Annotated in this window: 20 protein-coding genes; 10 read left to right on the top strand and 10 right to left on the bottom strand. The window is 70.7% G+C overall.

What is annotated here, in order from left to right:
- The first annotated feature begins 19 nt into the window (after positions 1–19).
- The 3 genes from ACWZJV_RS22000 to ACWZJV_RS21990 all read left to right on the top strand — a co-directional run bounded on the left by ACWZJV_RS22000 (position 20) and on the right by ACWZJV_RS21990 (position 2,088).
- Positions 20–364 carry a hypothetical protein gene (locus ACWZJV_RS22000; RefSeq protein WP_196875036.1) on the top strand — a complete coding sequence of 115 codons (345 nt, stop codon included), beginning with the start codon at positions 20–22 and terminating at the stop codon, positions 362–364.
- A complete protein-coding gene (locus ACWZJV_RS21995) occupies positions 361–1,704 on the top strand; it encodes a hypothetical protein (protein ID WP_457178681.1) in 1,344 nt (447 codons plus the stop codon). The genes ACWZJV_RS22000 and ACWZJV_RS21995 overlap by 4 nt, the downstream gene beginning before the upstream one ends.
- 123 nt (positions 1,705–1,827) lie before the next feature.
- Positions 1,828–2,088 (top strand): helix-turn-helix domain-containing protein, encoded by a 261-nt coding sequence (locus ACWZJV_RS21990; protein ID WP_008358738.1) that lies wholly within the window; start codon positions 1,828–1,830, stop codon positions 2,086–2,088.
- A 102-nt stretch (positions 2,089–2,190) separates the two neighbouring features.
- On the opposite strand, the gene ACWZJV_RS21985 is transcribed toward ACWZJV_RS21990, so the two are convergent.
- The 3 genes from ACWZJV_RS21985 to sigE form a co-directional block, all read right to left on the bottom strand.
- A complete protein-coding gene (locus tag ACWZJV_RS21985; RefSeq protein WP_457178679.1) occupies positions 2,191–3,525 on the bottom strand; it encodes a S1C family serine protease in 1,335 nt (444 codons plus the stop codon).
- A 142-nt stretch (positions 3,526–3,667) separates the two neighbouring features.
- Positions 3,668–4,150: a hypothetical protein gene (locus ACWZJV_RS21980; RefSeq protein ID WP_457178677.1), complete on the bottom strand. Its 483-nt coding sequence runs from the start codon at positions 4,148–4,150 to the stop codon at positions 3,668–3,670.
- Positions 4,147–4,746 (bottom strand): RNA polymerase sigma factor SigE, encoded by a 600-nt coding sequence (sigE, locus tag ACWZJV_RS21975; RefSeq protein WP_457178675.1) that lies wholly within the window; start codon positions 4,744–4,746, stop codon positions 4,147–4,149. The genes ACWZJV_RS21980 and sigE overlap by 4 nt, the downstream gene beginning before the upstream one ends.
- 175 nt (positions 4,747–4,921) lie before the next feature.
- On the opposite strand from sigE, the gene ACWZJV_RS21970 reads away from it, so the two are divergent.
- Positions 4,922–5,557 (top strand): O-methyltransferase, encoded by a 636-nt coding sequence (locus ACWZJV_RS21970; RefSeq protein WP_196875040.1) that lies wholly within the window; start codon positions 4,922–4,924, stop codon positions 5,555–5,557.
- Positions 5,558–5,651: 94 nt separating this feature from the next.
- Here ACWZJV_RS21970 and ACWZJV_RS21965 read toward each other — a convergent pair whose 3' ends face one another.
- The 6 genes from ACWZJV_RS21965 to dapE form a co-directional block, all read right to left on the bottom strand.
- Entirely contained in the window at positions 5,652–7,175 is a 1,524-nt protein-coding gene (locus tag ACWZJV_RS21965; protein WP_457178673.1) for a leucyl aminopeptidase family protein, read from the bottom strand.
- Positions 7,176–7,349, bottom strand: coding sequence for a DUF3117 domain-containing protein (locus ACWZJV_RS21960; RefSeq protein WP_008358749.1), 174 nt, complete (start codon positions 7,347–7,349; stop codon positions 7,176–7,178).
- Between the two features lie 146 nt (positions 7,350–7,495).
- Positions 7,496–9,334 carry a hypothetical protein gene (locus tag ACWZJV_RS21955; protein ID WP_457178671.1) on the bottom strand — a complete coding sequence of 613 codons (1,839 nt, stop codon included), beginning with the start codon at positions 9,332–9,334 and terminating at the stop codon, positions 7,496–7,498.
- 15 nt (positions 9,335–9,349) lie between these two features.
- Positions 9,350–9,688, bottom strand: a complete 339-nt coding sequence (locus ACWZJV_RS21950) for a DivIVA domain-containing protein (RefSeq protein WP_457178669.1) — start codon at positions 9,686–9,688, stop codon at positions 9,350–9,352.
- Between the two features lie 3 nt (positions 9,689–9,691).
- Positions 9,692–10,411 carry an LOG family protein gene (locus ACWZJV_RS21945; protein WP_008358758.1) on the bottom strand — a complete coding sequence of 240 codons (720 nt, stop codon included), beginning with the start codon at positions 10,409–10,411 and terminating at the stop codon, positions 9,692–9,694.
- Positions 10,408–11,493, bottom strand: a complete 1,086-nt coding sequence (dapE, locus tag ACWZJV_RS21940) for a succinyl-diaminopimelate desuccinylase (RefSeq protein ID WP_196875043.1) — start codon at positions 11,491–11,493, stop codon at positions 10,408–10,410. Before dapE ends, ACWZJV_RS21945 begins: the two co-directional genes overlap by 4 nt.
- Before the next feature lie 147 nt (positions 11,494–11,640).
- Here dapE and metX point away from each other — a divergent pair, with 147 nt between their 5' ends.
- From metX to ACWZJV_RS21910, 6 genes are all read left to right on the top strand, one after another.
- Positions 11,641–12,708 (top strand): homoserine O-acetyltransferase MetX, encoded by a 1,068-nt coding sequence (gene metX, locus ACWZJV_RS21935; RefSeq protein WP_457181974.1) that lies wholly within the window; start codon positions 11,641–11,643, stop codon positions 12,706–12,708.
- Positions 12,705–13,997 carry an O-acetylhomoserine aminocarboxypropyltransferase/cysteine synthase family protein gene (locus ACWZJV_RS21930; protein WP_457178667.1) on the top strand — a complete coding sequence of 431 codons (1,293 nt, stop codon included), beginning with the start codon at positions 12,705–12,707 and terminating at the stop codon, positions 13,995–13,997. The genes metX and ACWZJV_RS21930 overlap by 4 nt, the downstream gene beginning before the upstream one ends.
- Complete coding sequence (locus tag ACWZJV_RS21925; protein WP_457178665.1) at positions 13,997–14,491, top strand: CoA-binding protein; 495 nt, start codon at positions 13,997–13,999, stop codon at positions 14,489–14,491. Before ACWZJV_RS21930 ends, ACWZJV_RS21925 begins: the two co-directional genes overlap by 1 nt.
- Positions 14,492–14,563: 72 nt before the next feature.
- Positions 14,564–15,085 (top strand): OsmC family protein, encoded by a 522-nt coding sequence (locus ACWZJV_RS21920; protein ID WP_457178663.1) that lies wholly within the window; start codon positions 14,564–14,566, stop codon positions 15,083–15,085.
- Between the two features lie 49 nt (positions 15,086–15,134).
- On the top strand, positions 15,135–15,689 hold the full coding sequence (locus ACWZJV_RS21915) for an OsmC family protein (RefSeq protein ID WP_008358772.1): 555 nt from the start codon (positions 15,135–15,137) through the stop codon (positions 15,687–15,689).
- A complete protein-coding gene (locus ACWZJV_RS21910) occupies positions 15,689–16,930 on the top strand; it encodes an NAD(P)-binding domain-containing protein (protein ID WP_457178661.1) in 1,242 nt (413 codons plus the stop codon). Before ACWZJV_RS21915 ends, ACWZJV_RS21910 begins: the two co-directional genes overlap by 1 nt.
- Positions 16,931–17,115: 185 nt before the next feature.
- On the opposite strand, the gene ACWZJV_RS21905 is transcribed toward ACWZJV_RS21910, so the two are convergent.
- Positions 17,116–17,892, bottom strand: coding sequence for a TetR/AcrR family transcriptional regulator (locus ACWZJV_RS21905; RefSeq protein WP_008358775.1), 777 nt, complete (start codon positions 17,890–17,892; stop codon positions 17,116–17,118).
- Positions 17,893–17,902 lie beyond the last annotated feature (10 nt).

The raw sequence follows: 17,902 nt of genomic DNA, 5'->3' as shown, positions 1-17,902 counted from the left end.
GGCCCGAATCATCGCGGTCGTGGCAGCAATCTGCGGGATCGCGTCCATCGCGACCGCCTGCGGAAACGACGTCGCCACCGAGCCCAGCACCGACAGCGACCCGGTGGTCGTCCAGATCAACTTCTCCGATGACTCGGTCGACCCGCACGGCACCCAGGTCGACGTCCCGCTCGGCCACAGCGTCGAGCTCGACGTGACCGCCGACGCCGCCGGCGAGATCCACGTGCACACCGACCCGGCGCAGTCCGCCGCCTACGGCGTGGGCACCACCCGGATCAGCCTGGGCGCGTTCGACATCCCCGGTCAGTTCGTGGTCGAGTCGCACACGCTCGGCAAGACCATCGTCACCCTCGAGGTCAGGTGATCCTCACCCACGGCGTGGGCGGTCGCCAGGACCTCCCACTGCCGCTCGAGTACGTCATCGCGGGCGCCGTCCTCGCCCTGGTCGTCTCCTTCGCACTGCTGGTGCTGACCACCAGGCGCGCCGCCGAGGGCGAGCTGGTCGCCGCACAGGGTCCGCAGAGTCGCAACCCCCGAGGTTGGCCGTTGCCGCGGCTCGGGCGTGTCGTCGACTCCCCCGCCTGGACCGCGCTGTGGCGCGTCGTCGGGCTGCTGATCTTCGCCTACTTCGTGCTGGTCGCCTTCGCCGGCTCCGACAACGCCCTGAATCCCATCTTCGGGATGACGTACGTCTGGATCTGGGTCGGCCTCGTCCCGTTCTCGCTCCTCTTCGGACCGGTCTGGAAGGCGATCAGCCCGGCCCGCACGTTCGTGGCCGGACTGACCTGGCTGCGCGGACCGGGCGATCCCCCGCTCCGGCTGCCCGAGCGCCTCGGCTACTGGCCTGCGGCGTTCACGCTCCTCGCCTTCGCCTGGCTCGAGCTGGTCTACCCGGAGAACAACTACCTCGGCCCCGTACGTCTCTGGCTGGCCGTCTACCTGGCCGTCATGATCCTCGGCGGCGTGCTCTTCGGTGAGGAGTTCCTGGAGCGCTGCGACCCGTTCGAGGTCTACTCGTCACTGACCTCGAAGCTGTCGGTGTGGGGACGTACGCAGGCCGGCAACCTGGTCCTGCGCACCCCGCTCGGCAACCTCGACACCCTGCGTCCGGCCCCCGGCCTGGTCGCGGTCGTCTCCGTGCTGTTCGGCACCATCGTCTACGACTCCTACCGGGAGTCGCCGCCCTGGCTCCAGATCGTGCAGAGCCCGGAGATCTCGGGCGGCACCGCCTACCTGATCAGCAATCTCGCCCTGATCTCGTTCCCGCTGGTCGTGGCCGGGTTCTACTGCCTCGGGACGATGCTGACCGGCGTCGGTGACGTGCCGCGCCGGGCGCTGCCCGCCGAGCTGGCGCCCTCGATCGTGCCGATCATCGTCGGCTACGTCGTGGCCCACTACCTCAGCTACTTCTGGGAGAGCGGGCTGGCGACGCTGCGCAACGCGTCGGATCCGCTCGGAAACGGAGGCGACTGGTTCGGAACGGCCGACCTCCCGGTCTCCTACTTCTTCGCCTTCCACGCCACGCTGCTGGCCGTGATCAAGGTGGCCGCGGTGATCATCGGTCACGTGCTCGGCGTCTGGTCGGCCCATATCCGGGCGCTCCAGGTGCTTCCCAAGCAGCATCTGGTGACCGGGCAGGTGCCGCTTCTGGTGACGATGGTCGGCTTCACTGTTGGCGGGTTGTATCTCTTGTTCGCTGCCTAGCGCGACTCTGCTTCACGGTTCACCCACCACGCATCCACAAAGCAGCGCAACACTACCTAAAGCGGGCTAACAGGTTTGCGCGATGGTTTACGGCCGCTTGCCAAGTCTGGGAGACTGATCCTTATGTCTGGTACCCCCCGCTTCCTGACTCTTGCCGACGTGGCCGAGGTGCTCAACACCTCGAGCGCACAGGTCTATGCCCTTGTCCGCCGTGGTGAGCTCCCCGCCATCAAGATCGGCGGCCGCGGCCAGTGGCGCGTCGAGGCCAGCGTCCTCGAGAAGTTCATCGATGACATGTACTCGCAGACCAAGGCCTTCGTGGCCGACCACCCGTTCGTCGAGGCCGAGGGCGCTGCGCCCGCCGCCACGCCGGACGCGTCCTGAGTCACAGCCCTCAACCCCCACAACCAAACCTTCCCCACAACAACGCGAAGAGCTGCCGGGCATCGCGCCCAGCAGCTCTTCGCGTTTTACGGCCTCGCGGTGTCAGGCGAGGTTCTCGGTCTGTGCCTCCAGCTTGATCTTGAGCTCGTGGCGGGCGCCGTTGCGCATCACGGTGAACTCGATCGTCTCCCCCGGCTGGTGGGCGCGGATGGCGACGATCATGCCGATCCCGTCGGTGACGGTGACGTCTCCGACCTTGGTGACCCGGTCGCCGTCCTTGAGGCCGCCGGCGGCCGCGGGCGAACCCGCCTCCACCACCGAGATCAACGCGCCGTTGTGGTCGACGGCCTGGACGTCGACGGAGGCGCCGACGATCGGGTAGGTGGCCTTGCCGGTCTTCAGGATCTGCGCGGCGGTCACCTTGACCTGGTCGATCGGGATGGCGAAGCCGACGCCGATGCTGCCGCCCTCCCCGCCCTCGCCGCCACCAGCGGTCGCGATCGCCGAGTTGACGCCGATGACCTGGCCGACGAGGTTGACGAGCGGACCGCCGGAGTTGCCGGGGTTGATCGCGGCGTCGGTCTGCACTGCGTTGATGTAGGAGGTGTCGTCCTCGGTTTGTCCGGTGCTCACCGGGCGCTGGAGCGCGCTCACGATGCCCGAGGTCACCGTCGAGCTGAGACCGAGCGGCGAGCCGATGGCCACGACCCCCTCACCGATCCTCAGCCTCGAGGTGCTGCCCAGCGACGCGGGCTCGAGCTCCTTGACCTCCGGCACGTCGAGCACCGCGAGGTCGTAGACCGCGCTGCGCCCGACCACGTCGGCCTTGTAGCGGCGACCCTTGTGGTCGACCACCTCGATGCTGCCCTTGGCCTTGGCCGCGTCGGCGACAACGTGGTTGTTGGTCACCACGTGGCCGTTGCGGTCGAAGACGAACCCGGAGCCGGTCGCGGCGTCCTCGACGCCCTGGTATTCGGCGAAGATCTGCACCGTCGAGGGCAGCAGCGTCGCGGCCACCTTCACGATGCTGGCGTCGTCGCCCGCCAGGGGCGCGTCGGTCTCGATCGAGCCGGGGTCGAGCCCGCCGCCGGCCAGGCTGGACATGTCGTCCTGGTCCTCGAGCACGCCACCTGCGTAGCCGCCCAGCACTCCGAGCAGGAACGCGACGGCCGCCGCGAGCGCCCAGATCGGGCCCGGAACGCGCCAGCGCTGCGTGGAGTCGGTCCTGACCGCTGACGCGGGCGGCGGGACCGGCGGGGCGTCGAACCCGGGCAGCGAGGGACCGGGCGGTGGCGGCGGCGAGGGCGGCATCGGGCCGGTGACGGGGCCCGGGCCCGGCGCGACGGCGGGCCTCGGTACGTCCGGAAGCGGCACCTCAGCCGTGTCGCGCTCGTCGTCGACGACGTTGTCGGGGGACGACTGTCCGGCCGAGGGCACGTTCGGCACGTTGCTCGGCGGTGCCCAACGAGAGATCGGCCGCGACTGGTCGTCTTGTGGTTCCTGCGTCACAGGACCCATTCTTCCCACTCGTCCCAACAATGGGCAGCCGGGGTCTCGTGACGTGTCGCCGTGTCGTCGGTCAGCGGCGTACGTGCGCGACGACCGGGGCGCCCGGGACCTGAGTGACCGAGGTGACCGGAAGGTTCCTCGGGACCGGCGCGTCGGCTGGCGCGGCGGCGAAGGTGAACATGCTGAACACGGCGGCGCCGACAGCACCGCCACCGGCGGCGACCATCACCAACGTACGCCGCATGGAACGGGGGTCGGAGTAGCTCTCGCCGAGGCGATGTCCTGAGCTTGTCGAAGGGTCGTCCATGGGCCACATCGAGGCGGCCATCACGCCACCGCGGAGGGACCCTTTCAGGTCGGCCGGGGCCGAGACGCCGGGATCGACGCTGAGCCCGGCCAGGCGCCGCTTGAGCCAGCCCTCACGCTCGACGAGGCGGCGGCAGGCGCAGCACTCGTGCACGTGGGCCCAGGCCCGCTCCTCCTCCGCTTCGGGGAGCTGGCCGTCGAGAAGCGCGCTGGTGCGCGCGCCGAGGTGGTTGCCCAAAAAACTCATGAAGCCCCGCCCCACAACACCTTGGGCCCGGAGTGACGCAGCCGTCCGCCGCGCGGGGCGCGGTGGGCGAGAGCGTCACGGAGCATCGCCCGGCCGCGGTGGATCCGCGAACGGACGGTGCCGAGCTTGGCACCGAGGATCTCCGAGATCTCCTCGTAGGAGAGCCCCTCCACGTCACAGAGCACGACCGCGGCCCGGAAGTCGGGCGGCAGCGTGGCCAGGGCGCGCTCGATGTCGTCGTCGAAGCGCTGGTCGGTGTAGGCCAGGTCGGGCGTCGGGCCGTTGCTCGTCAGGCGCGAGGCGCGCTCGTCGGAGAGGGCATCGAAGCGGATCCGCTGCTTGCGGCGGGCCTGGTCCAGGAAGAGGTTGGTGGTGATCCGGTGCAGCCAGCCCTCGAAGGTGCCGGGGCTGTAGGTGTCGAGAGAGCGGAAGACGCGTACGAAGACCTCTTGGGTGAGATCCTCCGCGTCGGGGCGGTTGCCGGTAAGACGGTATGCGAGCCGGTAGACCCTGTCGGAGTGCTTCTCCACGATCTCGTCCCACGACGGCACACCCGGCTCTGACGTCGGGGGCTCGGTCGTGGGTTCCGCGGTCATGGTGCTCCTGCCTGTCTCGCTGATCGCTGACATCTCCTACGTTAGATCGCCTGGACCTGGAAGGGCTGAGAGTTGCCTGTGAGGCTCCTATTTTTCCTCTTCCTGTCACCGTCCAACGCACAAGTTGGATCAGGCGTTCCCGCACCGTGGAGGGAAACACGTTAGGTTTTGCGGTGTGACCAGCCCTGTCTCGACCGCAAGTTGGACCTACGCCGACGAGTACGTCGCGGAGGACGACCTCCTCGCAGCCGCCCGCTCGCGGGCCGAGGAGGTCGGAGTCGCGCCGATCGGGCCGGGCGGTGGCGCCACGCTCCGCTTCCTCGCCTCCGTCCTGGACGCCAAGAACGTCGTCGAGGTCGGCACCGGCACGGGTGTCTCCGGGCTGTGGCTGCTGCGCGGCATGCGTCCCGACGGGGTCCTGACCACCGTCGACATCGAGACCGAGCACCAGCGGCTGGCGCGGCAGAGCTTCACCGAGGCCGGCTTCGGCCAGCGGCAGGCGCGGTGCATCGCCGGCGCCGCCCTCGACGTGCTCCCCCGGCTCACCGACAACCACTACGACATCGTCTTCGTCGACGGCGACAAGACGGAGTACGCGGCCTACCTCAAGGAGGCCCTGCGCCTCCTCCGTCCCGGCGGCGTGGTCGCCTTCGACAACGCGCTGTGGCACGACCGCGTGGCCGACCCGTCCGTACGCGACGAGGAGACCGCCACCATCCGCGAGCTCAACCAGCAGGTCGCCGACAACGACGACCTGATCCCGCTGCTGCTCCCCGTCGGCGACGGCCTGCTGCTCGCCCGCAAGATCTAGCCGAGCGAGGCGTCACCCCCGTCGGCCGAAGCGGCACCTGCGTGCCGGCTCGGCCGACGTAGGTGACCTCTCGGCCGACCGGGGTGACCTCTCGTCAGGACCCGACGCCGGCCAGCGGGTCCGCTTCGGCCAGCCACGTCAGCAGCACCCGGGCACCGAAGCCGGTGGGTCCGGGGGTGAGCTCGTGGACGTCGGCGTAGGCGTCGCCGCAGGCCACGTCGAGGTGGGCCCACGGGATGCCGCCGGTGAAGTGGTGCAGGAAGAGCGCGGCGGTGATGGCGCCGGGGCCGCCGGGGGCGTTGTCGGCGTCGGCGACCTTCGAGGACAGCTTGTCCTCGTAGTCCGCGACCAGCGGCATCCGCCACAGCGTCTCGCCGGAGAGGTCCGAGGCCTCGCTCAGCCGGGTCGCCAGCGCGTCGTCGTCGGCGAAGTAGCCGGCCATCGTCTGCCCGAGCGCCACCCGCATCGCACCGGTCAGGGTGGCGATGTCGACCAGCGCGGCAGGTTTGATCTTGTCCACGGCGTACGCCATCGCGTCGGCCAGCACGAGCCGGCCCTCGGCGTCGGTGTTGGTGACCTCGGAGGTGCGGCCGCCGTAGTGGGTGACCACGTCGCCGGGACGCAGCGCCGAGCCGGAGATGGCGTTCTCCGCGGAGGCGATGAGACCGACGACCTTGACCGGGCAGCCGATCTCGGCGAGCGCCGACATCACCGAGAGCACCACCGCGCCACCGGTCATGTCGCGCTTCATGTTGATCATGCCGTCGCCGGGCTTGATGTTGAGCCCGCCGGTGTCGAAGGTGATGCCCTTGCCGACCAGCACCACGGTCGGCGTCCTCCGGCCGGCCTTGCGGGGCGTGTAGTCGAGCCGGATCAGCCTCGGCGGGGTCGCCGATCCCTGACCGACCGCGACGATGCCCCCGAAGCCCTCCGCGGCGAGCTGGTCCTCGCCCCAGACGGTGACCTTCAGACCGGTCTCCGCGCCCAGGGCCGTGGCCTGCTCGGCGAGCCAGGCCGGGTTCTTGAGGTTGCTCGGGACCGTGGCGAAGAATCGCGCGCGCCAGCCGGCGCGCGCGATCGCCTGGGCCCGGTCCAACGCTGCCGCCTGGTCATCACCGAGGTCGGCCAGGGTGATCGTCTCCACCGGCGTCCACGGCGCTCCCTCGGAGCGCCAGTGGAAGAGGAAGGACCCCAGCGTCGCGCCGGCCACGAACGGCTCCAGCCCGACCTCGGGATCGACTGCCGGAATGGTCGTGACCACCTCCGACCGGTCCCGTACGGCGCGAGCCAGTGCGGCCCCCGCTCGCCGGAAGTCGTCGCGACGTTGCGCGCCGACACCGATCAGGAGGATCCGTCGCAGCGCACCGGAGCCGGTGACGGCGTACGTCGTCACCTCACCGGCACTGCCGGTGGCACCCTCGAACTCGAGGTGACCCAGCAGGTCGTGATCGTCGCCCAGGTCGGCGGCCCCGGGACCGATGACCAGCGCATCCTCGCCGGGGATGACCGGGAGCGCGATGATCTCGGCATCGAGGCTCTCCGGACCGAGAGGGCTGAGCGTGAAGGTGGGCGGCGTGACCTGCGACGGCAGAGCCTGTGACGGCAGCGTTGTGGTCATCTACGCGTTCAGCCCGAGACCTTTGATCTCTTCGCCGAGCGCAGCGGCCTCTTCGGCGTTCAGTTCGACGACCAACCGGCCACCACCCTCGAGCGGGACGCGCATCACGATGCCCCGACCTTCCTTGGTGACCTCCAGCGGACCGTCTCCCGTCCGCGGCTTCATCGCCGCCATGCGGCACCTTCTTCCGTGTCTCGCGTGTCGGCGCTCACCTGCCGGATGGCCTCGGAGCGCGCATTGCGCGTCCATTATCCCTCATCAGGTCAGCAGACCTGACGGCAAGGTGGGAGTTTCGGCGGGTTGACCTGCAATCGAACCTGTCAGATGACCGAGGTCCCGTAGGCCCACGTCAACCAGATCGCCAGGATCACCAGCGTGAGGTGCACCACGATCGCCGCCCCGGAGCCCTCCAGGAAGGCTCCGCCACGCTCCCGGTGATCGCCGCCGGCCGACCGGTCGTAGGCGTCGTCATAGCGATCGTCATAGCGGTCGTCGTAGCCGCGGTCGTACGCCTCGTCGTAGTCGTAGCCCTGGGCGTACGGCTGGTCGTAGCCCTGCGCGTAGGCCTGGTCGTAGGCCTGCTCGTATCCCGCGTAGGCGGGGTCGTCGTAGTCCTGGTCCTGCTGCCGACGCGACCGCCTCTGGGGCGCGCGCGGCGCCTCGGACTCGGCCCGGCCGCGGGGACCGTAGGACTCGAAGGAGTAGGGGTCGTACGCCTCGGGCTCCTGGGCCACCCGGCGACCCGACGGGCGGCTCGGCGGCGGTGCTGGTGCGGGCTCGGGCTGCGGCTCGGGCTGCGGTGCCGGGCGTGGCGCGGGCCGCGGGGCGCGCGGCGGGGCCGGCTGCGGCTGGCCCGGCTGCGGCTGACCCGGGTAGCCCGAGTAACTGCTGTCACGACGGTATCGGCGGTCGGCGAACTCGTCATGGCTGTCGTTGCGGCGGTCGTCGTAGCGGTTGTCGTAGCCACGGGAGCGGCGCTGCGGCGGCTCCTGCCGGCGACCCCACGGATCCTGGCCGCCCTGGCCACGGCCCGGCTGGGGCTGGGGCTGGCTCGGCTGGGGCTGGCTCGGCTGGGGCTGCTCGGGTGGCGGCGCCTGCGGAGCCTGGTGCTGAGGGGCCGGGCGCTGGGGGGTCGGGCGCTGCGGTGTCGGGCGCTGCGGTGTCGGGCGCTGGGGCGCGGGCCGCTCGCGCACCGGCTGCTCCGGTGCCGGCCGCTCCTGCACCGGACGCTCCTGGGCGGGCCGCTCCCGGGCGGGGCGTGCGGGCGCCGGCCACTCCTGGCGGGACCGCTCCTGCCGGGATCGCACGGGCGCGTCCGGCGTAGGCGGCTGGGGCGTGGGCGGGCGCTGCGCAGACCGCTGCGGGGCGGACCGCTGCGGCGCGGGCGGTGGCTGAGGGGCCGCAGGCTGCTGGGGGGCGGGCTGCGGCGGCGCCTGACGCCCTGCGACGCGACGACCGATCTGCCCGTCCCGCGCCGGCGCGGGAGCAGGAGCGGGTGCCGGCGGCGGTGCGGGCGAGGGGTCACGCTCGACCGGAGCCATCACGGCCGTCTCGTCGAGCCCGGCGGCCGCCCGTCGAGGCTCGGGCCGAGGCTCGGGCCGGCGCTCGGCCGGTCGTCCGGGCTGCGCGACCGGCTGCGGAACGGGCGGGACCGCGGACCGGGCCACCGGCTGCTGGACAGGCTGGCCCGGCTGTGGAACGGACTGCTGGGCCGATCGCCGCGGGTCGGCGTAGCCGGTCCGGTCGTCGTACTCGCTGTAGCCGTCGTAGCCGGCATCGTCATAGCCGGACTCGTCGTAGCCGTAACCGTCCTCGGCGGCGTACTCCTCGTCGTAGTCGTCATAGCCGTAGTCGTCGTCGACGGCACCGGCGCGCTGCTCCTTGAGCCGCCGGGCGAGCAGGTAGAGACCCGCGATCGCGGCCAGCCAGATCCCGAAGAGCCCGATCACGCCCGGGAGGTTGCCGCCGAGGAAGAACGACGACGGCGAGGCGAGGAAGAGGACCCAGATCAGCAGGCCGGCGACGCCGGCGTACAGGTGGATCCGGGGCGGCAGTCCCGCCCGCTGCGGCTGCAGGAGATGGGGCTTGAGGTAGGTGAGCGCGACGATCACCGCGACCAGGGCGGTCACGGCGTAGACGAGTACGGCAGCGAAGCTCACGGCAGCGATTCTGTCCTAGACGTCGGGCGAGCCCGAATCGGGCTCGGGCGTGTGTGATGTGAGTCCCCCGACTCCGACCCCGTCACCGGCATCCCCGGCCGCGGCCGACTCACGCCATTCTGCCTCCTCGGCAAGGCGGGCGATCAGAGCGTCCACCTCGTCCATCCGGTAGCCGCGGAAGGCCACCGAGAAACGTACGCGACGCAGGTCTGCCGCCTCCAGGAGCCGATCGCGCGGCACCAGCGCGTCGGGCCGGTCGCCGTACTCCTCCCCCATCGGCGCACCCGAGCCGGCGGCAACGAGGGCGACTCCTCCGAGAACCAGCACGATGAGTGCCGCGAAGATCCAGCCCATCGGTCAGTCACGCGCCTTCAGCATCAGCTCGACCGCCTCATCCACGTCGTCGGTGAGGGTGATCATGTCGAGGTCGGTCTGCTTGATCCGGCCGTCGGAGAGCATCGTCTCGCGCATCCAGTCGAGGAGCCCCTCCCAGTGCTTCACGCCCATCAGCACGATCGGGAACTGGGTGATCTTCTTGGTCTGGGAGAGCGTCATCGCCTCGAAGAGCTCGTCCATGGTGCCGAGGCCGCCGGGCATGACGACGTAGCCCTGGGAGTACTTGACGAACATCATCTTCCGCACGAAGAAGTAGCGGAAGTTGAGCCCGAAGCTGACGTAGTCGTTGAGCCTGGCCTCGAAGGGCAGCTCGATGCCGAGGCCGATCGACTCGCCGCCGGCCTCCAGGGCGCCCTTGTTGGCCGCCTCCATCGTGCCCGGGCCACCGCCGGTGATCACCACGAAGCCGGCCTCGGCCAGGCCGCGGCCGACCGCCTCGGCCTGGGCGTAGGTCGGGTGGTCGTGAGGCGTGCGCGCGGACCCGAAGACGCTGATCGCGGGGCCGATCTCGGAGAGGTCGTTGAACCCCTCGACGAACTCGGCCTGGATCTTCATGACCCGCCAGGGGTCGGTGTGGACCCAGTCGCCGTGGCCGGAGCTGTCCAGCAGTCGTTGGTCGGTGGTGCTGCCGGCCGGACGCCCCTTGGTGGGGCGCGGGCCGGAGCCGCTGCGTCGCGTCATGCGGTCAACCAATCACGAAGGGCCAGCTCGCACGTGGTGATCTCGGAGATCCGCACGTGCTCGTCGGCTTTGTGGGCGAACATCGGGTCACCTGGACCATAGTTGACCGCCGGTATGCCGAGAACCGTGAACCGCGCCACATCGGTCCAGCCGAACTTGGGCCCGACCTCCCCGCCGACCGCCTCGACGAAGGCCTTGGCCGCCGGCCGGTCCAGTCCCGGCAGCGCCCCGGGCGCGGAGTCGGTCAGGGTGACCTCGTAGCCCTCGAAGAAGCTCTGCACGAAGGCGAGCGCCTCCTCCTCGGAGCGGTCCGGCGCGAAGCGGTAGTTGACCGTGACCACGCACTCGTCGGGGATCACGTTGCCGGCCACTCCCCCGGAGACGAAGACCGCGTTGAGACCCTCGTGGTACTCGAGCCCGTCGATGACCGGCTTGCGCGGGACGTACGCCTCCAGGCGGCGCAGCACCTCGCCGGCCTTGTGGATCGCGTTGACGCCACGCCACGAGCGGGCGCTGTGGGAGCGCTCGCCGGTGGTGCGCACCTCGACCCGCAGGGTGCCCTGGCAGCCCGCCTCGACGCCGGCGTTGGAGGGCTCCATCAGGATCGCGAAGTCGCCGGCGAGCAGGTCGGGCTCGCTGGCCGCGAGCTTGCCGAGTCCGTTGTGGACGGCCTCGATCTCCTCGGCGTCGTAGAAGACGTACGTCACGTCGCGGTTGGGCGCGTCCAGCGTGGCGGCGAGCTTGAGGATGACCGCGTCACCGGACTTCATGTCGCAGGCTCCGAGGCCGTGCAGGATGCCGGTGGCCTCGTCGAGGCGGCTCGGGAAGTTGCCGTTGACCGGCACCGTGTCGAGGTGGCCCGCGATGACCACGCGCTCGGGAAGACCGAGGTCGGTGCGCGCCACGATCGAGTTGCCCCGCCGCTCGACGACGAGGTGGTCGTACGCGGCCAGTGCCCGCTCCACGGCATCGGCCAGCTCCAGCTCGTTGAGGCTCACCGAGTTGATGTCCATCAGCTGCCGGGTCAGCGTCACCACGTCGGTCGTCAGGTCGAGCTCGGGAGTGTCAGCACTGGTTGTCACGGGGGTAAGTCAACCAGCCCTCCCTGAGGGATCGGCCGGGGACCTGGCTGCCTGGATGCCGGACATCCACCGCCGAGCCCGATACACGCGCTAAATTCTGTAGTTACTAACTTGACTTAATGTAGAGAGGGGTGTCGATTGACCGCCGTGCGTCGTGCCCGCCTCTTCGACGAGGCCGAACCGCTGCACCTGTCCGGCGGCCGCACGCTGGCTCCCGTCGAGGTCGCCTACGCGACCTACGGCGACCTCGCGCCCGCCCGGGACAACGTCGTGTTCGTCGCCCACGCGCTCACCGGCGACGCCGAGGCGGCGCAGTGGTGGCCGACGATGGTGGGGCCGGGAAAGCCGGTCGACACGGACCGGTTCTTCGTCGTCTGCGCCAACCTCCTCGGCGGTTGCCGAGGCACCACCGGGCCGTCCTCGACCGACCCCGCCACCGGCCGCGCCTGGGGGCTCGACTTCCCGCTGATCTCGGTCGCCGACCTGGTGACCGTCCACCGCCGGCTGCTGGCCCACCTCGGCATCGAGCGGCTCCACGCCGCCGTCGGCGGGTCGCTCGGCGGCATGCAGATCCTGCAGTGGGCCGCCGACGCCCCCGGCCAGATCGAACGGGCGGTCCTGGTGGCCACCTCCGCCCGGCTGAGCACGCAGAACATCGCGCTCTCGAACATCGCCCGGCAGGCGATCCTCCGCGACCCCGACTTCCGCGGCGGGCGCTACCCGGACCACGGCGTCGTCCCCGCCGACGGGCTCTCGGTGGCGCGGATGCTCGGCCACGTCACGTACGTCTCCGAGCCCGGGCTGGAGGCGAAGTTCGGCCGCTCGCGGCGCGACGGTTCGACGCCGGGATTCGGGATCGACTTCGAGATCGAGAGCTATCTCGACCACCAGGCGAGCACGTTCGTCGACCGCTTCGACGCGCTCTCCTACCTCTATCTCTCCCGCCTCCTCGACTACTTCGACCCCTTCGCCGACGACGGTTTCGCGAAGGCGATCCGGGACACCCGGTTCCAGGTGATCTCCTTCGACTCCGACTGGCGCTTCGGGACCCCCCACTCGGTCCTGATCGAGAAGGAGCTGCGGCGCGCGGGGGTCGACGTCGAGCGCCACGAGATCGCCTCGACCTGGGGCCACGACTCGTTCCTGCTCGACCCACCGGGCTACCTCGACCTCGTCGAGAGCTTCCTCAACGATCGAACTGGAGATGGTTCATGAGCGACCACGCGTACGGCTTCAACACCCGTGCGATCCACGCGGGCAACATCCCCGACGCCGCCCAGGGCGCCCGGGCGCTGCCGATCTACCAGTCGGCGTCGTTCGTCTTCGACGACACCGCCGACGCCGCGGCACGCTTCGCACTGCAGAAATACGGCAACATCTACACCCGCGTCGGCAACCCGACCGTCGCCGCGTTCGAGGAGCGTCTCGCCTCCCTGGAAGGGGGCATCGGGGCGGTCGCCACCGCGTCGGGCCTGTCGGCGGAGTTCGTCACCTTCGCCTCCCTGGCGGGCGCCGGCGACCACATCGTCGCCTCCGCCCAGCTCTACGGCGGCTCGGTCACCCAGCTCGACGTCACCCTGCGCCGCTTCGGCGTGGCGACCACCTTCGTGTCCTCGACCGACCCCGAGGCGTACGCAGCAGCCATCCGCCCCGAGACGAAGCTGATCTTCGCCGAGACCGTCGCCAACCCGTCGGGCGACATCGCCGACCTGGCCGGACTGGCCGATGTCGCGCACGCCCACGGCGTGCCGCTGGTCGTCGACTCGACGATTCCGACGCCGTACCTGTCCCGGCCGATCGAGTGGGGCGCGGACATCGTGGTGCACTCGGCGACCAAGTTCCTCGGCGGGCACGGGACCACGCTGGGCGGCGTGGTGGTCGAGTCCGGCCGCTTCGAGTACTCGCCCGAGCGGTTCCCGCTCTTCCACGAGCCGGTCGAGCACTACGGCGGCCTGTCCTGGTGGGGCAACTTCGGCGAGTACGCCTTCCTCACCCGGCTCCGCGCCGAGCACCTGCGCAACGTCGGCGCGACGTTGTCGCCCCAGTCGGCATGGCAGCTCGCCCTCGGCGTCGAGACCTTGGCCCTGCGGGTCCAGCGCCACGTGGAGAACGCCCGGATCGTCGCCGAGTGGCTCGATGCCGACCCGCGGGTCGAGCACGTCCGCTGGGCCGGACTGCCCTCCCACCCGCACCACCCAAGGGCGCAGAAGTATCTGCCCAAAGGTCCGGGCAGCGTCTTCTCCTTCGACATCGCGGGCGGCCGGGCGGCCGGGGAGCGGTTCATCGAGTCGGTCGAGCTCGCCAGCCACCTGGCCAACATCGGCGACGCCAAGACCCTGGTGATCCACCCCGCCTCGACCACCCACCGCCAGCTCAGCGAGTCGCGGCTCACCGAAGCCGGTGTCTCTCCCGGCCTGGTGCGGATCAGCGTCGGCATCGAGGACGCCGACGACATCATCTTCGACCTCGACCAGGCGCTCACCGCCGCCACGAAGGAACTCTGATGACCATCGCGCAGATTCCCCACGAGCCGACCGCACGCGAGCGGCAGGGGCTGCTCCGGGCAGCGACGTCGATCGCGATCGTCGGCTTTTCCCCCAACACGGCCCGGTCGAGCTACTACGTGGCCACCTATCTCACCCAGGACACCGACTATCGGCTCTACTTCATCAACCCGAACGCCGCAGGCCGCGAGGTGCTCGGCCGGCCCGTCTACGCCAGCCTGGCCGACCTCCCGGAGACCCCCGACGTCGTCGACGTCTTCCGCCGGGCGAGCGACCTGCCCGCGGTCGTCGACGAGGTGATCGCACTGGGCTCGCCGGTGGTCTGGTTCCAGCTCGGGCTGACCAACGACGAGGCCGCGACGACCGCTCGAGCCGCCGGGCTGACCGTCGTCCAGAACCGCTGCCTCAAGATCGAGCACGCCCGCTTCCACGGCGGCCTGCACCTGGCCGGGTTCGACACCGGGTTGATCACCTCGCGCCGGATCGCGCGCTGAGACTTCCCCAATAGTCGAGTTAGTTAGTCTATTATATCGATTAACCTAGTCCCTCGACCCCGGAGTGTTCCCATGAGCCTCGATTCACGGACACAGCTCAACGATGTCGACCTCGCCGCCGTCGGCAACCTCGTCCAGGCGATCCAGGACGATCCCGCCAAGGCGCGCACCACGTGGGCGGCCCACGTGACCTGGAAGGGCGCCTTCGCCTCCGAGGCGAAGATCCGATCCTTCGAGCCGACCCAGTCCGACGAGCCCGCGGGCCTCGGCGGCGGAGACACCGCTGCCAACCCCGTCGAGCAGCTTCTCGGCGCCCTGGGCAACTGCCTCGCCGTCGGCTACGCCGCGAACGCCTCGGTCGCGGGGATCAAGCTCGACGACCTGCGTATCGATCTCAAGGGCGACGTCGACCTCACGGTCTTCCTCGGCCTCGCCGAGGGCCACGCCGGCTTCGACGCGATCGACGCCGTGGTCACCATCGCCTCGGAGGCACCCCGCGAGGAGATCGAGGCGCTCCACGCCAAGGTCCTCGCCAGCTCGCCCGTCGGCCACACCCTCCGCAGCGCGGTCCCGGTCGACGTCTCGCTCGCCTGACCAGAGTCCCCACAACTCCATCCACACCCATCGAAACGAGGAACCACCGATGACAGAGACCACTGTCGACAACGGCGTCAACGTCGAGGCCCTGCTGGGCGCACGCGCCGCCCTCCAGGAGACCCCGGAGGCCGCCAAGTTCACCTGGCGCGCCACCAACACCTGGGTGAAGGGCACCCACTCCAAGAGCAAGGTCGAGGGCTTCTTCGGCCTCGGCGAGGAGCAGGAGGCCGGGCGCTCCTTCGAGTCCGACGGCGACCACCCGCCGCAGTTCGCCGCCGACAACCAGGGCCCCACGCCGGTCGAGACGGTCCTCGTCGCCCTCGGCGGCTGCCTGACCGCGGGCGTCGCCGCCGTCGCCCAGCAGCGCGGGATCCAGCTCAACTCCGTCACCGCGACCATCGAGGGCGACCACGACATCCGCGGCATCCTCGGTGCCGACGCGGACGTACGCAACGGCTTCACCGGCGTCCGTGTGAACTACTCGATCGACGCCGACGCCTCCGCCGAGGACATCGAGGCGCTGGTCGCGCAGTCGCAGAAGCGCTCGGCCGTCTTCGACATCCTCACCAACCCGACCGCGGTCAGCGTCTCGGTCTCGTGATGACGAGTGCCCCGTCTCGCCGCACCACCGTCGCGGTGATCGGGGCGGGGCACAGTGGCCTCGCGGTGAGCCACCGCCTCGGCGCCGAGGGGATCGACCATGTCGTCCTCGAGCGCGGGCAGGTCGCTCACTCGTGGCACACCCAGCGCTGGGACTCGCTCCGCCTGCTCACCCCGAGCTGGATGAACCGGTTGCCCGGGCTCGCCGACCCGCTCCTCGGCCCCGCCGAGGCCGACGAGTTCCTCACCGCCGCGCAGGTCGCCTCGCTGGTCACCGGCTACGCCGACGTCATCGGCGCGCCGGTGCACGAGCACGTCGAGGTCCACCGCGTCGCCCCCGGACCGAACGGCTATCTGGTCGAGACCTCCGCCGGCCCCTGGTCGGCCGAGCACGTCGTGCTCGCCACCGGTTCCGTACGCGGCGTGGTGCCCGCCCTGGCCGCCGACCTGCCGCCCGGCCTGCCCTCGGTGCACGCCATCGACTACCGGCGTCCCTCGCAGCTCCCGACCGGCGGCGTGCTGGTCGTCGGGGCGGCCGCGAGCGGCGTACAGATCGCGGCGGAGCTGCAGGCCTCGGGCCGCCAGGTCACCCTCGCGGTCGGCGAGCACGTCCGGGTGCCGCGCCGCTACCGCGGCCGGGACATCTTCGCCTGGATCGAGGAGGCCGGGATCCTCGACGAGCGTTGGGACGAGCTCGACGACATCACCCGCGCCCGCCGGCTCTCCTCCTTCCAGCTCGTCGGCGGCGCCACCACCCTCGATCTCAACACCCTGCAGGAGGCCGGGGTACGCGTGGTCGGCAAGCTGGCCGGGCTGCGCGACGGTACGGCGCTCTTCTCGGGCTCGCTGGCCAACATGGCGGCCCTGGCCGACCTCAAGGCCAACCGGCTGCTGGCCGGCATCGACCAGACCTTCGGCGGGTCCGGCGAGCGGCTCGAGCCCACGCGTGTGCCCGAGCCGCTGCTGTCCCTCTCGCTGACCTCCGGCGAGATCGGCTCGGTGGTCTGGGCGACCGGCATCAAGCCCGACCACGGCTTCCTCGACGCCGACGTCTTCGACCACAAGGGCGCGATCCGCCACCACGGCGGCGTCACCGACCTGCCCGGCCTCTACGTCACCGGCCTGCCGGTCCTCCGCCGGCGCCGTTCGACCTACATCGACGGCGCCCGCGAGGACTCCGCCGACCTGGTCGCGCACCTCTCCCAGCGCCTGGCAACCCCCACCCGCCGCACCGCAGGCTGACCCGAACGCCGAGTCGGCGCAACTGTCCCGAATTCTCCCGCCGAGTCGGCGCAACTGTCCCGGATCCCCACGCCGAGTCGGCGCAACTGCCCCAGCGCCTGGGACTGACGCGCCGACTCGACTCCCATCCGCGGGACAGACGCGCCGACTCGACACTCCACAGCGGGACAGACGCGCCGGGTCGGCTATCGGTTGACGTGCGCGAGGACCCCGTCGATGATCCGGGCCAGTCCGTAGTCGAGCTCACGCGCGGGGTCGGTGGCGGCCTGGTAGGCCTCACCGGCGGCGGTGCCGACCCGGTTGGCCAGCGGATAGTCGCTGCCCGCCATGACCTCGGTCAGCGTGTCGTAGTTGGCGGCCCACCACTCCGCCTCGGTCATGCCGGTGACCTGCTCGGCACGGCGCTTCATCAGCTCGCCGCGGACGATGTTGCCCGCGAACCCGATCAGCACGGCGACCGTCTGGTCCATCTCCAGATCGGTCAGCCCGAGGCCGTCGACGGCCTGCAGCTGCCACTCGTAGCGGTCGCTCATGTTGGGCCCCAGCCAGGGGCGTACGTCCTGCACCTCGAGCAGCCACGGGTGGGCCCGGAGCTCGTCGTGCTGCAGGTTGGCGACCAGCTCGAGGCGCTTGCGCGGGTCCTCGGGCAGCTCCGGGAGCTCGGTGCGGCCGGTCACCTGGTCGGCCATGAGCACCAGCAGCGCGTCGCGGTTGGGGACGTAGGAGTAGAGGGTCATCGCGCCCAGACCGAAGCGCTGGGCGATCGCGCGCATCGTCACCGCCGCCAGTCCCTCGGCGTCGGCCAGGTCGATCGCGGCGTCGACGACCTCGTCGACGCTCACCTTCTGCTTCGGCCCCCGCTTCGCCTTCGGCTCCTCGGGCGTCCCGGTCCGATGGCGCCAGAGCAGGCGCAGGGACGGATCTGGCTGATCACGCTGGTCTGGCTCCGGCACGTGGCTCATCGTAACCTCA

It is taken from the genome of Nocardioides sp. WG-D5, from assembly GCF_054031175.1.
The sequence above is the reverse complement of the archived record's forward strand: the minus strand, read 5'-3'. Positions and strand labels throughout refer to the sequence as shown.

Bases quoted from the DNA above. Each gene is read 5' to 3' on its own strand.
- ACWZJV_RS21925 (WP_457178665.1), top strand. From the start codon at position 13,997: ATGACCATCGCGCAGATTCCCCACGAGCCGACCGCACGCGAGCGGCAG.
- ACWZJV_RS21910 (WP_457178661.1), top strand. From the start codon at position 15,689: ATGACGAGTGCCCCGTCTCGCCGCACCACCGTCGCGGTGATCGGGGCG.
- ACWZJV_RS21930 (WP_457178667.1), top strand. From the start codon at position 12,705: ATGAGCGACCACGCGTACGGCTTCAACACCCGTGCGATCCACGCGGGC.
- ACWZJV_RS21920 (WP_457178663.1), top strand. From the start codon at position 14,564: ATGAGCCTCGATTCACGGACACAGCTCAACGATGTCGACCTCGCCGCC.
- ACWZJV_RS21945 (WP_008358758.1), bottom strand. From the start codon at position 10,411: ATGACGCGACGCAGCGGCTCCGGCCCGCGCCCCACCAAGGGGCGTCCG.
- ACWZJV_RS21950 (WP_457178669.1), bottom strand. From the start codon at position 9,688: ATGGGCTGGATCTTCGCGGCACTCATCGTGCTGGTTCTCGGAGGAGTC.
- ACWZJV_RS21915 (WP_008358772.1), top strand. From the start codon at position 15,135: ATGACAGAGACCACTGTCGACAACGGCGTCAACGTCGAGGCCCTGCTG.
- sigE (WP_457178675.1), bottom strand. From the start codon at position 4,746: ATGACCGCGGAACCCACGACCGAGCCCCCGACGTCAGAGCCGGGTGTG.
- ACWZJV_RS21960 (WP_008358749.1), bottom strand. From the start codon at position 7,349: ATGGCGGCGATGAAGCCGCGGACGGGAGACGGTCCGCTGGAGGTCACC.
- ACWZJV_RS21980 (WP_457178677.1), bottom strand. From the start codon at position 4,150: ATGAGTTTTTTGGGCAACCACCTCGGCGCGCGCACCAGCGCGCTTCTC.
- ACWZJV_RS21905 (WP_008358775.1), bottom strand. From the start codon at position 17,892: ATGAGCCACGTGCCGGAGCCAGACCAGCGTGATCAGCCAGATCCGTCC.
- ACWZJV_RS21965 (WP_457178673.1), bottom strand. From the start codon at position 7,175: ATGACCACAACGCTGCCGTCACAGGCTCTGCCGTCGCAGGTCACGCCG.
- ACWZJV_RS21990 (WP_008358738.1), top strand. From the start codon at position 1,828: ATGTCTGGTACCCCCCGCTTCCTGACTCTTGCCGACGTGGCCGAGGTG.